Source organism: Candidatus Poriferisocius sp. (assembly GCF_965208355.1).
Lineage (GTDB): Bacteria > Actinomycetota > Acidimicrobiia > Acidimicrobiales > Bin134 > Poriferisocius.
Genome location: NZ_CBDBOM010000002.1, coordinates 156,309 through 171,005 on the forward strand (window position 1 = coordinate 156,309; position 14,697 = coordinate 171,005).

General features: G+C 64.8%; 12 protein-coding genes. 8 read left to right on the forward strand and 4 right to left on the reverse strand.

Annotated elements, in window-relative coordinates; translation table 11 throughout:
• Positions 1 to 98: 98 nt before the first annotated feature.
• On the forward strand, positions 99 to 851 hold the full coding sequence (locus ACOGXH_RS00830; RefSeq protein WP_419927218.1) for a hypothetical protein: 753 nt from the start codon (positions 99 to 101) through the stop codon (positions 849 to 851).
• A gap of 699 nt (positions 852 to 1,550) precedes the next feature.
• Positions 1,551 to 3,728, forward strand: coding sequence for a hypothetical protein (locus ACOGXH_RS00835; protein WP_419927219.1), 2,178 nt, complete (start codon positions 1,551 to 1,553; stop codon positions 3,726 to 3,728).
• Between the two features lie 919 nt (positions 3,729 to 4,647).
• Here the strand turns inward: ACOGXH_RS00835 and ACOGXH_RS00840 are convergent.
• Complete coding sequence (locus ACOGXH_RS00840) at positions 4,648 to 6,006, reverse strand: KAP family P-loop NTPase fold protein (RefSeq protein WP_419927220.1); 1,359 nt, start codon at positions 6,004 to 6,006, stop codon at positions 4,648 to 4,650.
• A 443-nt stretch (positions 6,007 to 6,449) separates the two neighbouring features.
• Between ACOGXH_RS00840 and ACOGXH_RS00845 the strand changes: the two genes are divergently transcribed.
• The 5 genes from ACOGXH_RS00845 to ACOGXH_RS00865 all read left to right on the forward strand — a co-directional run bounded on the left by ACOGXH_RS00845 (position 6,450) and on the right by ACOGXH_RS00865 (position 12,342).
• Positions 6,450 to 7,319 (forward strand): hypothetical protein, encoded by an 870-nt coding sequence (locus ACOGXH_RS00845; protein WP_419927221.1) that lies wholly within the window; start codon positions 6,450 to 6,452, stop codon positions 7,317 to 7,319.
• A gap of 281 nt (positions 7,320 to 7,600) precedes the next feature.
• Entirely contained in the window at positions 7,601 to 9,340 is a 1,740-nt protein-coding gene (locus ACOGXH_RS00850) for a hypothetical protein (RefSeq protein WP_419927222.1), read from the forward strand.
• A gap of 76 nt (positions 9,341 to 9,416) precedes the next feature.
• The gene (locus tag ACOGXH_RS00855; RefSeq protein ID WP_419927223.1) at positions 9,417 to 10,589 is read left to right on the forward strand and encodes an AAA family ATPase; all 1,173 of its coding nucleotides are present in this window, start codon (positions 9,417 to 9,419) and stop codon (positions 10,587 to 10,589) included.
• Positions 10,586 to 11,839, forward strand: coding sequence for a DUF2201 family putative metallopeptidase (locus ACOGXH_RS00860; RefSeq protein ID WP_419927224.1), 1,254 nt, complete (start codon positions 10,586 to 10,588; stop codon positions 11,837 to 11,839). Before ACOGXH_RS00855 ends, ACOGXH_RS00860 begins: the two co-directional genes overlap by 4 nt.
• A gap of 98 nt (positions 11,840 to 11,937) precedes the next feature.
• A complete protein-coding gene (locus ACOGXH_RS00865) occupies positions 11,938 to 12,342 on the forward strand; it encodes a hypothetical protein (RefSeq protein WP_419927225.1) in 405 nt (134 codons plus the stop codon).
• Between the two features lie 243 nt (positions 12,343 to 12,585).
• Here the strand turns inward: ACOGXH_RS00865 and ACOGXH_RS00870 are convergent, their stop codons facing one another.
• Positions 12,586 to 12,747 (reverse strand): hypothetical protein, encoded by a 162-nt coding sequence (locus ACOGXH_RS00870; RefSeq protein WP_419927226.1) that lies wholly within the window; start codon positions 12,745 to 12,747, stop codon positions 12,586 to 12,588.
• A gap of 6 nt (positions 12,748 to 12,753) precedes the next feature.
• Here ACOGXH_RS00870 and ACOGXH_RS00875 point away from each other — a divergent pair, with 6 nt between their 5' ends.
• Positions 12,754 to 13,362 (forward strand): HEPN domain-containing protein, encoded by a 609-nt coding sequence (locus tag ACOGXH_RS00875; protein WP_419927227.1) that lies wholly within the window; start codon positions 12,754 to 12,756, stop codon positions 13,360 to 13,362.
• A 212-nt stretch (positions 13,363 to 13,574) separates the two neighbouring features.
• Here ACOGXH_RS00875 and ACOGXH_RS00880 read toward each other — a convergent pair whose 3' ends face one another.
• Together ACOGXH_RS00880 and ACOGXH_RS00885 are read right to left on the reverse strand one after the other, a co-directional pair.
• Positions 13,575 to 14,198, reverse strand: coding sequence for a hypothetical protein (locus ACOGXH_RS00880; protein ID WP_419927228.1), 624 nt, complete (start codon positions 14,196 to 14,198; stop codon positions 13,575 to 13,577).
• Between the two features lie 83 nt (positions 14,199 to 14,281).
• Complete coding sequence (locus tag ACOGXH_RS00885; RefSeq protein WP_419927229.1) at positions 14,282 to 14,488, reverse strand: hypothetical protein; 207 nt, start codon at positions 14,486 to 14,488, stop codon at positions 14,282 to 14,284.
• Positions 14,489 to 14,697: the final 209 nt, after the last annotated feature.

Genomic DNA, 14,697 nt, shown 5'->3' on the forward strand with positions numbered 1-14,697 from the left:
CTGCGGCTCTGCCTTCCGGGACCGAATGCATCCGGTCGGCACCCGCAGCTGAAATGACAAGAGTGAGTGGAGGCCCTTTGCCGTTACGCTCATCGGGCGTGGATGAAGGCCAGGAATTCGAGCGGTCAGTGTCATTTGTGGAGGAGACCAAGACAGCCGTCATGCTCTTGGACGAGGGCATTTGGTGCATCGCCCAGTGGAAGGGCAAAGAAGCAGGGTGGTATAGCGGCGAAGACCGTAGGATTCTTGGCCTGTTCCTCACTTCGCTGGGGCTTGAGCGCTTTCTCAAGCTGACCATGACGCTGATCCTCAACGGCGAAGGCATGGACCCGTCGTCCACGTATTTCAGGAAGAGATACGGTCATCGTCTCGTGTCGCTGCTAGACGACATTCTCAAGAAAGCGGGCGCTGACGCGGAGGTGGCCAGTAGCCCGAGACTCAGCGAGGATCTGGAGTTCTGTTACTCAGACAGGCACCTCAGGGAGATGTTGAACATTCTTCAGGAGTTCGGCACTGGAGGGCGCTATCACAGCCTTGACGTGTTCTTGGACGGCCGCTCCCGAACAGATCACCCCATCAGAAGATGGCAGCAGCTTGAGCAGTCGATCCACGACGAAAACCCGTCTTGGCCGGAGCTGAAACAAACCGACAAGAGACAGTGGATTCAACGCTGGTATCCCCACCTTGCCGGGAAGCAAACCGAGACCCTGCAAAGAACGCTGCGCTTTCTTGCCCGGCTCTGGGAATTAGAGATGGCATGGGAACGAGGGCTGGGTTTCAGAGCGCTGGACCGCTTCTTGTCCATTGAGGACGAATACCTGGGCACCCCTCCCCAAGAGCGGTACTTCTAGCAGAATCACCCTGGTCTGGACGGAACTTCGGGGGTCGCTGCCTTTCGCGCTGTCAGTTGGCTTGGCTTCGGGCTGTAGTTGTGATGTGGCGGTCGTCGGGTCTTGCGGCATCAGCTGGCACCTGAGGCACCTGGTGGCAGCCAGTGGTCGCATTCCCACGCGCCAATCACCTTCGCCCGGTATAGCCCCCTTCTACCCTGCCTCGCAAGGTGCCCTCTGCTTCCCTGCACCGCCCCAGCCGTCGGAACGGCGAAACGGGGGCATCAGCACGACTGCCAGGACGGGGTAGTAATGGCCGCGCAACTGGCCTAGCTCCGGCGATGTAGTTCGCCGCGAAGATGCGATAGGCACGTCGCCAAAGAGCGATTCCGGGGCTGGTGGGGTCGGTCAAGCTGTCGTGCCGGTTGGCTGTCGGCCCGGTTGCGTGCTTGGGGTGTTGTGGGTAGTTTGCCGGGTGCCGTCGATATGTTGCCGTGACCGGAGAGCCGGGGGTCACCCCCTGGCTCCCTTCGGGACGGTTGCGGCATCGACGGCAATCGACACCCGACCAACCGAAGGGGGCCACCTTTGATGCCGAGGAATGCGGAACTCAGCGCGAGACTCCCTACCTGCGAAGACCCCGATGGCGACGAGTGCCTTCAATCCGGCGCTCAGTTCGCTCTCCGTCCCCGTTTCTCTGGGGTCGTCTTCGGATCAAGTATGGCGGCCAGGGTGCTCGGCCTCGCCCTAGTTGTCTTTTTGGCCGCTTCCTGCGGCGGGGGTTCTGCACCGGATGGCGGTGGATCGTCCTTGGGTCCCGCAGCGACGGGCGCTTCGTTCGACGACAGCAGCCCCTTGTTTGCCAGCGGCGTCGGCCAGTCCCAAGAACCAGGCACAAAACGGGGCCCCGTTCTGTTCTCAGACACAATCCAAATCGACCTCGATGCGCTTGCTGAAGACATCGGGCTTTTGCCTGAGCACATACAAGAGCTATTTGCGCAGGATCAAGGCGATCCGCCCTACGCATTCGCCCACCTAGACACCCATGTGCGAAGGGGACTCGCCCGCAAGCCCAGCACGCCGCCTGGCACGCTCGCTCTGCTCGCCGACGACCCCGAGTCAGAGGTGCGGGGATTGGTCGCCTGGAACGACAGCACACCGTCAGAAGCACTCGCCCAGCTCGCCAAAGATCCCGAGTCAGAGGTGCGTAGAACCGTCGCAAGCAACGAAAACACCCCGCCTGGCGCGCTCGCCCTGCTCGCTGAGGACTCCGAAACCGAGGTGCGGAGAGCGGTAGCTGGCAACGAGAGCACCCCGCCTGAAGTCCTCGCACAGCTGGCCGAAGACCCCGATATCGCCGAAGAAGACTGGAGTTCCAATGTGCGGAGACTTGTCGCTGGCAACCCCAGCACTCCGCCAGAGACGCTCGTTCTGCTATCTGAAGACCCCGACGAAATAGCGAGGGGTCACGCACTTTCCAATGCCAGCATGCCGTCAGAAACCCTCGCACAGCTCGCCGAAGACCCCGACTCATTTACGCGCCACGATGTCGCACAAAATCCCAACACGCCAACCGACACACTCACACAACTCGCAAACAAGCCCGTCGACGACGAGGGCGCCTGGTTTGACCCGTTCAGCGAGCGGTCAGGGGTGGCGGGCAATTCCAGCGCGCCGCCTGATTTACTCGCCCAGCTCGCCGGGGACCCCGACGAATGGACGCGGGGAATTGTTGCGGGTAATTCCAGCGCGCCGCCTGGCACGCTCGCCTTGCTCGCCGACGACCCCGAAACCGAGGTGCGTAGAGCCGTCGCAAGAAACGAAAGCGCTCCGCCCGGAACGCTCGCACAGCTGGCCGGGGACACTGAAGCCGACGTGCGTAGAGCGGTTGCCGCCAACGAAAACACTCCGCCCGACACGCTCGCAAGGCTCTCCAGCGATCCCGATGTGCCGGATGAGGATTATGAACTCTCTGTGCGCTGGTATGTCGCTTGGAATGACAGCGCTCCGGCCGAGGCACTCGTCCTGCTCGCCGAAGACCCCGACAGCGACGTGCGGAGAGCGGTTGCTACCCACCAAAACACGCCGCCCGACACACTCGCTCAGCTCATCGAAGACCCCGACATCGACGTGCGGAGCAGTGCCTTCTTTAATCCGAACACGCCACCCTATGCATTGGCAGGAGTTGCCAGCGATTTGCATTGGGAAACGCGGTTGTCCTTCGCGTTCGATCCCCAAACCACTGCCAGCGTGCTCGCCCAGCTCGCCAACGATTCCCATGTAATGGTGCGCAGAGAAGCCGCGGGCAATCCCAGCACCCCGCCAGACGTGCTCGCCCTGCTCGCTGACGATCCCGATGAGAACAGGGAACTTGGAGTCATTGTGCGGGCAAGGGTCGCAGACAACCCCAGCACCCCGCCTGAGACCCTCGCCCGACTCGCCGACGACCCCGACAGCGGCGTGCGGTCCAGAGTGGCCCGAAACCCCAGCACCCCGCCTGAGACCCTCGCCCGACTCGCCGACGACCCCGACAGCGGCGTGCGGTCCAGAGCAGTCCGTAACCCCAACACACCGGCCGATGTGGTCATTGGCCTCGGAGTCCGCGATTTCCCAGAGGTGCTCTTCGCCATGTACGGGTACCTGACCTCAGAGGCCCTCAACCGGATCAGCGAAGAGTTCTTCAGCGATGGGGCAAGATCCGAAATAGCGTTCCTGCTCGCCATACACCCTCTCACCCCACCCGATGCCATCCAAGGGCTAGCGGAATCCGCCGACGCAGAGGCACGCCAAGCAGCCGCATTCTCGCCCAATACACCCGACGACATCTTGGACACTCTCACCAGAGACAACCACCCTGACGTGAGAAGGGCTGCCACCGAACAACTCGGCCGCAGGTGAATTCAACTTCACACGGGACGAGTGCTGGCGCTACCACCAGCGGTTCCACCCAAGCCTCGGAATAGCTGGCCCGCCACTCGGGCACCGCAACAAGGATGGCCGTTGCCGACTATTTCGACTCCCGGTCAGATGCCAGACCTTCCCCATTACGCCAACACCACCGCCCGTTCTGCTGATTGCCGCGGAACGGACGAAGCGAGAGCGGTACTCTCGCAGGCGGCGCATCGCGAGCCATTGCACCGGCCCGTTCCGAATCGCCTATCGCCGCCCGCTTTACTGCCCACCGCCGCGGCTGTGCTCTTGATGTTCTGATTCCCCCGCCTATGTTCTGGCCGCCCCGGCCCCGCCCGTCCTGCCCCTCGCCCGCGTCATCTGTCATCCCGCTTTGCGCTTCCCGCTAGCCGGGGGAGCACACCGCATGGAGAGTTCAGCTGGCTGCGATATGCGATTCGGTTTTCCGCTCTCAGGCTGCGGTGCGCCACGGTGCGCCACGGTGCGCTGTCCCGGCCCCTCCTGCATGGATGTTGTCCTTAGCTGATTTTTGCAAGCCCTCGGAGCCGAGGTGCGAGCCGGTAAGAGGAGGCGGGCAAGAAATGACAGGTTCTTGGCTGCGCAGACGATAGATCCTTCGTTGGCTGCATCATGTGAATTAAGCCGCTGGGCATCCGATCCTCAAGAACGCCGCGGTGCTGGTCCGCCGAGTGGCCTGCCACTGCGGTACGGGCCGCCCGAGCGCCCGGTTTCTCCTGTTGCCGCGGTCCCCTGGAGCGCTGAGCCGGCTTGGGCGAAGTGTGGGCCATCGCCATAGACGACGGGAAGTTCACGGTGCTCCGATTCAAGGGCTCGAACGCCGAATGGGAGCGCCATAGCGGCCTCCTGGTCGCGGCAGACCCGCAATCGGGTGGACGCAGCAGGCCTGCTAGTCGGTGTCTTCGTCCGACTGGATGGGTGTATAGCGAACGAGGTCTATGAGATCGGCTATCAGCTTGATCTGCGGCCTCGCCCCGCCTGTGATTTCGCTGTTTTGTTTGCAGGCATTGAACACGCGCTCAGCCCTGCTGGGCAGGCATCCGATGGCCGACGTGTACCGCTCCAAGAACTCTTCTTTTTCGCTATCGCTGAAGAAGGGGTCGTCGCTGCTGCCTGAGATGAGGAAGGCCTCGATCTGTTCCCGAATCCTGTCTGAGGCTCTGATTCCGTCCTGGGGATCAGGTTCAAGGCCGAGGGCTTTGTCGAATGCGGCTACGGCGGCGAATCCATCCCCGCCGTTGTGGGCGAGGTTCTGGTAGGCGGCTTCGTCGAGAGCCCTGAACACGATCAGCGCCACGGCGGCGTGCTCCCACACCAGGCTCCTGCTCAAGTAGCTCTGATCCGATGGCGCGAGGGACGCGAGGGCTACTACGGCGAGGTGGACAGCCTGTTCAAGGTCGCGCAGGCTGCGACCTGGCGACTCCGCGAGCAGTTTCAGCATCAGGGGGCTGTAGCTGTTACTCGATGTGGTGAACCTGGCCGACAGCCCAGAGGACTCCAACAGCCCGTCCAAGAACGCCGAAAGGCTCTGCTCGTCAGGTGGGGGAAGACTTATGTGCAGGTCCGCGAAGCGGCGCAAGTACCAGTCCGCATCGAACTTAGGGCCGTAAACTGACTTCACCGAATGGCGCAACTCGGCCCGGTTGACGGCCAGCACGACCATCACGCCGTCTGCGGCAAACAGGTGCCTCACAGTCTCCAACAGGCTCAATGCATAAGGCGGCCGGCAGCGATCCAATTCGTCGATGAGAACCACCAGCGGCCCTTCGTCTGCTGAGGCGACCGCTTCGAGCCGCTCGGCGAACTTCGCCGACTCCTCTTCAGCCTGATTCCAGTCGGCCAAGATCTCCGGCTCGTCGCCCCGGAAAGCGTCCCTGTCAACAAGTCCGCGGCTGCCAACGTTCGCCAGGTGCCAGGCCACGTTTGCCCCTGTCTTCCGCAATTGCGCTGTCTTTGACTCGCCAATCTGATCGGAGACAGCGGCCACTAGGTCCAACAGGGGATTGCCCGTGTGGCCCCTCTGCCAAGCGTTGAACTCGACGACCCGGACACCCTCGGATCGCAGGTGCGCCGCGCACATCTTCACGAAAGCCGTCTTGCCAGCGCCCCAAGGAGCGTCCAGCGAGACCACTGCGTGCCCGTCGACACCGCACAACACTCTGCACAACGCTTCGACGTGGGGGCCACGGTTCAGCCTGTCGCCTGCGAACGGGCTCTCCTTGTCGGCGGTGAATTCGACGGGGTGCAATCGCATCGCCACAACCTACAAACCCGCAGCGACAAATCCGCGTCGACAAACCCTTACAGGAGCCAAACCGCAAGGGTCTTGATCGCCCGGTTAGGAGCCCCCACCCTTTGCCGACGACGGGCGGACCAACAGGTCGTGGTTTCACCGTCTCGGCTGCTGCCTGTTTTTCCGAATGCGGCTGTCTCGACGCTAGTCGCGCGGGCCGCCTGCCGGTCTGGCGATCACGTGGTTTTTGCTGTGGAAACTCGTGCTCTTTGGTTGCCAGGTGCATGTGGAATCGGCGGGTTCGGGCCGTTTGCGGTGTTCCGGGGGGTGTCGGCTGGGTCGGGTGCGGGTCCGGGAGGTCCAGGTACAGCGCTCTTGTAGGTTTGGTGACAGGCCCGCTGAGCTGGTGTTTTCCGGCGAGCGGGAGGAACGAGAACCCCTAACGAGGAGAAAATGAAATGAGCAGCAGGCAAAAGCAGCGTGCCCCCTATGTCGTGTACCGCCGCAGTTGGGGCTGCGGGTGCGTGTATGTCGGACAGACCAGGTTCACGCCCGAGAAGCGCGACAGCGCGCCGTACGACAGCGCGAACCCGGCGGTGGTCGCCCACGGCAAAGCCGACGGCTACGAGGTGATCGCCGGGGCTGGCACAGAAGAGGAGGCCTTGCGGAAAGAGGCCAGGGAGATAGCGGCAGCCGCAGCGGCTTCCCCTGGGGGGTGGGGGTGCGCTCCGGGCCGGCTGTTGAACATCGCCGGCAATGTCCGCGCCTGGTTCGCCAAGCGGCCCAAGCGGCGGATTCCTGTGTCGCAGGTGCGCCCTGGTCTGGTGCTGGAGGGCAAACAGGCCGTGGTGTGCGTGTGCGACCACGACGATCCGGGGCGGATAGTGACCGGCGGCATGGATCCTCGCGGCGGGAAATCGCCCGGCTCGCAGGGGGACTGGATCGACCCGCAGACGCCGACGGTGAAGACGGGCGGGCGGGTGCCGGCGGTGCCCGAGGCCGAAGGGGAGATGTACAGGCGGGCCATCGAGCGGGCCATGGACCAGATGTGCGGCTCGTGCCCCCTCAAGGCCGCTAGACCCCGGCTGCCGAGGGTCAGCCGTAAGGACGCGCAGAAACTGGTTGATGCAGGCGGCAGCAGCGACCTTGTGGACGCGTGGGACCAGTACGACCGCCAGCACGCCCTGTGGACAGAGCACCTCGACGCCGTGTGCGCCGAGCTGATCCCCCAGATGCAAGAGGAGGGCCGGCGCACCAAAGGCGACGCCGACCCCCCGACGGGCGGGGAGCAAAAGGAGGCGCGGCGGCCGATCTCTCAGGGCGAATGATGTGCCGTTTGCCCCTCGGGGTCGGGCGCAGCCTGCTGGGTGCTGGGCATCGCCAATTTGGGCGGCGGGGCTCGCGGGCGCAGTTTTCCCAGCGCCTCGGCGATCTTTCCCGGTCTTTGGTGCCCAAGGCTGGCACGGGTCGTCGCCGGTTCTCCGTGGCGGTGTCGGGCGCTGGTCGTCTGCTGCGGCTCCCGTAACCGCCTGTGATGTCTCCCATGCCAGCAGCCTCACAGCCGTGTTCGATCGCAGATCGCGGCGGTTCCTCCGGTGACGATCGGGCAGTGCCCGTCGCGTCCGGCGGGAGGAGCCGTCGTGTGGTGGTGTGCGATGGGGTGCGGGCCGTGTTCGCCCGCCGGGCCGACGGCCGGTGGTGCCTGGCCAACGGGGGGGAGCTGTCGGTGCTGGAGGGCCTGGGCGGCCCGCCGGAGCCGATAAGCCGCCTGCGGGGCATGGGGGCGGCGCTGGAGGCCGGTGTGGCGGGTCCGGGCGACATCGCCGAGTTGGGCCGGTGTCTGAAGAGTGTGGCGTCGAGCACCGACGTGTTCGAGGCGAGGGTGCCCCCGCATCTGGCAGCCGCGGTGACGGTGGCTTGCTCGTCGAGGGGCCACCACAAGGCTGCGGAGTGGCTGTGCTGGGTTCTGTCGTCGCGTCTGGAGGAGAACCTGTCGGCCGATGCGCGGGTGGGGTCGGGCTGGCTGGGTTGGGAGATCAACTCGGGGCTCTTGCCAAGAAGGGCCTGGTGGAACGGGTGCGGGTGGCTGGAGGGCCTCGACGGCGAGTTCTGGGAGAAACTGGCACACCACAGCGACTACAGAGTGCCCCTCGCAGCGGAGGCCAGCGACCCCAACACTCCGCCTGCCAGGCTCAACGAGCTGGCGAGCACGCCGTCGTTGGAGGTTATCGATCTGGTGTGCTCGCATCCGCGCACACCGGCGGGCGCGCTGAAGTTCTTGTGCCAATCGGCCCGACAGAACAGGACCGCGTGGCGGGTAGCGCAGAACGCGTCGGCGGATGCTTCGGTGCTGCGCTGGCTGTCCACAAGCCCTCACCGGGGAGTCTTGGAGGCAGAAGACCTGAGGCTGCTGTGGCTTCTGGCGGTGAACCCGAACACGCCCCGCGACGCCTTGGGGCGGCTTTCGCGCTGCGACGACAGCAGCGTGTTGAGCTGGGTCGCCTACCACCCCAGCGCCGGGCGGCGGACACTGGAGCGCCTCGCCCGGAACCGGCGATGGGAGGTGCGCCGCCCCATCGCATGGAACCCGTCCGCCCCCGGCCGGCTCATCGCACGCCTCGCCGCCGACAAACACCGAAAGGTGCGCTCCGCCGTCGCGGAGCGCCGCAGCCTCCCCGAGGAAGTCCTGGAAGAGCTGGCCGCTGACCGCAGCCTGGAGGTGCGAGCCGCCGCGGCGGCCAACCCCGAGCTGTGCGAGCGCCTGGTGCGACAACTGGCCCAAGACCCCCACCCCAGGGTGCGGGCCGCTGTCGCCCGCAGGCCCGACGCTCCGCCTGATGTGCTGGCCGTCCTGGCTGAGGACGCCGACCCTGGTGTGCGGGAGGCCTTGGGCGGCAACCCGTCCGCCTCGCCCGAAGCGGTCGCCTGTCTGGCCGAAGACCCTGTCCTCGGGGTGCGAAGGGCGGTGTGCCAGCGCCCCGAGGTGCCCGAGGACACCATCAGGCAATTCGCCCGCGCAGATGATGACTGGCTGCGATGGGGCGCAGCCGCGAACACCTCGACCCCTCCAGATGTGCTCGAAGCGCTGGTCGGCGACTCCGACGGCCAGGTCAGAGACGCTGCGGCCCGCAACCCCAGCATCGACGAGGCCGTGCTGGAGCGCCTCGCAGCCCACCGCGACAAGTACATCCGCCACTCGGTGGTGGAGAACCCGTCGGTGCCCGACCGGCTCCTCGAACAGCTCGCCCGAGACGACTGCGCAGTCGTGTTCTCGGCGGCCGCCTACACCCTCGCCGAGCGCCGCGCCCGAAACCCTGCCCGCACACCAGCCGAGAAGGCCGCGGCATGACACGGCTGGCAGCGCTGCCGCCGACACGGCCGAGGGCAGGACACGAACGACAGCCGCAACCAGAAGGGAAATGAGCATGAGTGACGTCCAAGAGGAGCAGCAGCCCGACAAGCAGCCCTCAGGCGAGCTGGTCGCCGGGTCGCAACACACGGTGCTGGCCGCGATGCAGGTGCTGTTGGCGGCGAGGGTGCCGGTGTTGTTGTGGGGCGATCCGGGCACCGGCAAGACCGAGACAATCGAGCGGTTTGCGGCGAGGGCCGGTTGGCGGACGACGACGGTGGTCGTGTCGCTGCACGAGCCGACCGATTTCGCAGGTCTGCCCGTCCGCACCCCAGACGGGGTGGTGTTCGAGCCGCCCATGTGGGCGAAGGAAATCGCCGCCAGCAGGGAGCCGCAGTTGGTGTTCTTCGACGAGGTGAACACCGCTCCGCCCAGCGTGCAGAACGCCCTAATGCGAGTGATCTTGGAGGGCCGCGTCGCAGCGCTCGAGATGGGCGAGGACGTGCGGTTCGTCGCCGCGGCGAACCCGCTCGAGCACAACATCGGCGCGTGGGACCTTTCCGCCCCCCTCGCCAGCCGCTTCGCCCACTTGCGCTGGCCCGTCCCATTGGACGAGTGGAAGCGCGGCTACCTGTCGGCCTGGCCCGACACCGGCCCGCTCGACCTACCCGCCGACTCGGAGCCGGACCCCAAAGCAGTCGCCGAGCACAAAGCCGTCCAGGCCGCGTTCCTCACAGCCAGGCCCGATTTGCTGTCCGCCCCTCCTCGCCAGGGGATCCCCGCCGGGGGGTTCCCCTCGCCGCGCACCTGGGACCGCACGGCCCGCTGCCTTGCCATCGCGCAAGAAGCGGCAGCCGACGAGGAGACCGAGCTGCTGGTCGCCGCGTCGCTCTTGGGCACCGGCGCGGCAGCCGAGTACCTGTCCTTCGAGCGCAACCTCGATCTTCCCTGCATAGACCAGCTCCTCTCGGACCCGGCCCTTTTTGCCTCCCTGGAGCGCTCCGACCAGCAGCACGCCGCGCTCAGCGCGATAGTCGCACGCGCCTCCGCCCAGCCCGGCGCACGACTGTGGAAAAAAGCGTTCAAGGTGTGCATCGCCGCCGCCCGCCAGGGAGCGCCCGACATCGCCGCCGCATCAGCGATGCGCCTCGTCGACATCAAACCCGCCGGAATCGCCCTGCCCGCTGGACACGACGTGTTCGCCGACATCGTGGCCTCACCCGTCGCCGACGGCGACATCGCAGCATGACCTCCCAACCCCCCGCACCGCACCCCGAACCCCAACCCGGACAAGGCGGCACCGAGACCGATTGCGAGTCTGAGACCGAGGGTGGCAAGAAGGTGATCGCCGCGAGACTGTGGATCGCCCGGCACCGCCCCTACTACACCTCAGCGCTGTTCTCCTGCCCTCTCAGCTTCACCGACCAGGTGGAGGGCTTCGCGATCGACGGGGTGTGGCGCATACAAATCAACCCGTCCACAGCCGCCGACCTCAGCGTAGGAGAGGTCGCCGGATGCCTTATCCACGAACTGAACCACGCCCTGCGCGGCCACTACGGCCGGAGCCGCAGAGCCGGAGTCCCGCCCGAACACCACTACATCTGGAATCTGGCCGCAGACTGCGAGATCAACGACGACCTGCGAGCCGACGGCCTGTCCTGCCGCCCCGGAATCGTCTATCCCGAGGACTACGAGTTGCTGCCCGCGAAACTCGCCGAAAGCTACTACCGGCTCCTCCTCAAGAGCGCCGAGACCATCGAACTGCCGGTCGTCTGCTGCGACTCGGCCACCCGCGGCCCCGACCGGACGCACCCCCAGCCGGGCCTTAGCGCAGCGAGACGACAACACCTGCGCCGCACCACCGCCCAGGCCATCCTCGACCACCGGCACAAGTACGGCTGGGGGTCCACCCCTGGAGGACTCGCCCGATGGGCTGAAAAAGCCGGGGGGCCGACCGCAGACTGGCGGCGCATCCTCGCCCACGAACTGCGACGCGGCATCCAGCGCCAGCCCGGGACCGGCGACTGGACCTACACCCGCCCGCCCCGCCGACCCCAAAACGGACCTGTCATCGCCCCCGGCACCCACCAGCCCACCGCCGACATCACGGTTGTCATCGACACCTCCGCGTCCATGTCTGAGAGAGAACTCCAACAGGCCGTCGCCGAAACCGAGGCCGTCCTGCGACAAGTCGGCGGGCAGCACCCCATCACCGTCCACAGCTTCGACACCGAGGCCCACACCGCACAGCGAGTCCTCAACGCACGGCGGATCGAACTCGCCGGAGGCGGCGGCACCGACATGGCCTCCGCCATCGAAACAACCTCAGCCGCCCGGCCCCAGCCCGCCGTCATCATCGTCATCACCGACGGCCACACCCCCTGGCCACCAGCCCGGCAGCCAGGAAACAACTCGACCGTCATCGCTGTCCTCACACAACCACATACCAGCCACCACGTCCCCGGCTGGATCACCACCATCATCACGAACAGCCGATAGACCACCCGCCCCGCCCGCCCGCAGGCCCGTGGAAACCACCCAGGCCCGCAACACAGAGGCAAGTAGCCTCAACTAGCCGAGCAGCGAGGAGGCCGCCTGTGAACGGCGAGTGGTGGATAGATGACCGGGAGGACTTGCCTGAGGGGAATTACGCGCCTCCAGAGCACACGGTCGCAGGAACCCTAGACGACAGCGGGGCCGACAGGTGGTCGTTGGAGACAATCGGAGGTATCAGCGACCAACCGCTGCACTACCGATGGGGTGACGATGCACAGGGGCCACCGGGTCCGGCGACCATCTGGGGTGTCAACACAGACCAAAAGTCATTCAGCCTTCTGGATTGCTACGCGTTTCAGGCCAGGATCATCCTCCCCGGCCTTCGCGAGGGAGCGGAGAGGTGGCGGATAGGTGCAATCGCTTCGGGCACTGGTATATGGGTGAAGCCCGAAACCCTCGTGGATGAGATCACAGTCGAGTACCGGGACCTTGCAGCGTGGGTGTGAGACCGACACGAGCAAGGGGTAGACCCTGATTTCACCGAGGAAGGAACAATCCTCAGGGTTTCTCTGATTAAGGACTTCATTGAGGCGCACGCCCAGGACTATCCGATAACGCTCTCTTGGGGCAGAGAGGCCCCCATAACAAAAGGCCCGTTCAATGTGGAACTGTCCGCGGCCTTCACGATTTTCGACAAGATCGCAATCTCGGACATCGCCCAGAAATGGGCGTTCCCCTTGGGGGAGTTGCTATCGCTGCTCACCCTCAGCCAATGCAACATCACCAGTGTCCAAGCCCGAGTCGCCGTTGGACGGGAAGAAGGCGTTGAGAAGACTGTCAATCTGCGATTCCCACAAGCGCCGGTTCACATAGGCGAAGGAGAGGCAGAAAAGGGTCCCCGCGGTCGCCAACTGGACATGCTCGTGACCCGCACCGCCCTCGAAGAGAAGGGCGTTGACCTAACAGCCCTACTGAGCGCCTACTTGGAGCTGAAGAACAACCCCAAGCTAAGCGATGCCCTTGAGCACTTCCTTGAATCGCAGGCGATCACAGGGACAGGGGACGTGGACGAAGCGCTGCGGCGCTTGTTCAACGCCTTCGAGAACTTGCACGCCGCCCTGTTCTCCGGCACCGTCGAGGACAGCCGAGAACTCGGGACAGTGCTGAAGGAACTCATCTCACAGACACCTGAGGAGCACCGCGACGAGGTATCCCGACGCCTCGGCAGGAAAAAGCAGAAGCCGATCAAACAAAAATTGCAAGACCTTGTCGACATCTGCGGCGAACCAGCAACCAGGGTGCTCGCCATACACCCGACACTGGTGTCAGACGCCGGAGACGCAAGAAACGAAATCGCCCACACCAACCCCAGGACAGCCAGCAGGTGGAAGCGCCACAATGTCCTCATCAACCTGCAATGGCTTATGCGCCACGCCTTCCTCCAGCTACTAGGAGTCCAGCCTTCAGACTGCGACGACATATTCCGACAGGTAGGCCACCCGTTCGGCCAATACGTCGGACACTAACGTTCCTCCCCAGTAGGCCCGCTCCCAAGAATCCGAAATGGACCGGCAGATCGCCGACGACGACACAATCGGGACCGACGCAGCCACAGCCGAAGCACTGCAAGGGAAACTGCTCGGCTAGCCCGCTGGCCGCTACACCAACCAGCGGGGCGGTACTGCGCCCCTTTCGGCAACCGGCGTAGGCCGATTCGGCGAAGCTGGGCTGATTGGGACTAGCAGGAAAGTTTGTCGGCGGACTTCCAGTGGGTGGGGGTGCCGTGGATGCCTGGGGATCGTGTCAGGTCTTGGAGCCATTCGACGATGTGGCGCTCCTGGGGGAAGTTGCAGCGGTAGTTGCGGATGCCTTTGAAGCGGTCTACTTCGTCGTGGGACATGATGTGGTCGGGGATGTCGGGAGCGTTCCTGCCGAAGTAGGCGAAATGCTGCGAGATGAGAACTCGGGGTGACTTTGTGTCCTTTTCGACATTCAGTGGGTCTGGGCAGCCATTGTCGAGGCTGTGGTAGCCGGGTGCTTGAACCCAGTCGCCGGAATCAGGGAAGCGGTGGTAGATGTTGTCGCCGCACCGCGACTCTTCGGTGCCGTTAGGGTTTGGCTTCTTCAGCTGGAAGCGCGGGTCGGCCCAGTAATCGTCGAACCACATCGCCTCCTCTACTCTCATGGCAAAGATGAGCTTGCCGTATTGAGCCATGTCCACAGACCCGACACCGAAAACCCAGTCGCCGATGTCCGCACGCTTGCGAATACCTGATTTGCAGGTGGCGAGGGTGCAATAGCCGTGGAAAGGGTTGGGGGCGAAACCGGAGTCAGTTGTGACGGTGTAGGCATACAGGCGCAAAACGGGTCACCTCCGGGAAGGCGGCGAAGAAAACGGACACGGAAGGAACCCGAACAAAGCAGGGATCGCCCGAAGCTTGGACATCAGCTCCCGGAGAGCTTCTGCATCTGGTCCTGTACGCGCTGCTCGTGCTGCAACACAGCCTCGGCAACCTCTTGGGTCTGCCAGACCCTGCGCCCGCTCGGCGTTGGAATCTCCGCCTTGTTGAGGAGCCAGCGGGCATCCACCAGATCGCGGCCCTTGTCCCGGTACACGCAGGCAACAACGTCGTCCAAGTGCGTATTTGCCATCGCGTTCTCCGTGTTCCGCCTTCTTGAGAAACAAATTAGACCGGCCCCGCAAGAGCCTCCAACGGGAAGGCTTCTGGCAACGAGTGGTGGGCTGCGTTAGCGGCAGTCGGAAAACTTCACAGGCCAGGCCATCAGAACCCGCTCTCGTCTCGGCGGGAGCGGAATCTAGCGCCGCACCGCCCGCACTCATGCGGGTAGTGGCGGGGAGC

Coding starts and splice junctions, on each gene's coding strand:
- ACOGXH_RS00835 (WP_419927219.1), top strand. CDS start 1,551: ATGGCGGCCAGGGTGCTCGGCCTCGCCCTAGTTGTCTTTTTGGCCGCT.
- ACOGXH_RS00845 (WP_419927221.1), top strand. CDS start 6,450: ATGAGCAGCAGGCAAAAGCAGCGTGCCCCCTATGTCGTGTACCGCCGC.
- ACOGXH_RS00855 (WP_419927223.1), top strand. CDS start 9,417: ATGAGTGACGTCCAAGAGGAGCAGCAGCCCGACAAGCAGCCCTCAGGC.
- ACOGXH_RS00860 (WP_419927224.1), top strand. CDS start 10,586: ATGACCTCCCAACCCCCCGCACCGCACCCCGAACCCCAACCCGGACAA.
- ACOGXH_RS00875 (WP_419927227.1), top strand. CDS start 12,754: ATGCTCGTGACCCGCACCGCCCTCGAAGAGAAGGGCGTTGACCTAACA.
- ACOGXH_RS00885 (WP_419927229.1), bottom strand. CDS start 14,488: ATGGCAAATACGCACTTGGACGACGTTGTTGCCTGCGTGTACCGGGAC.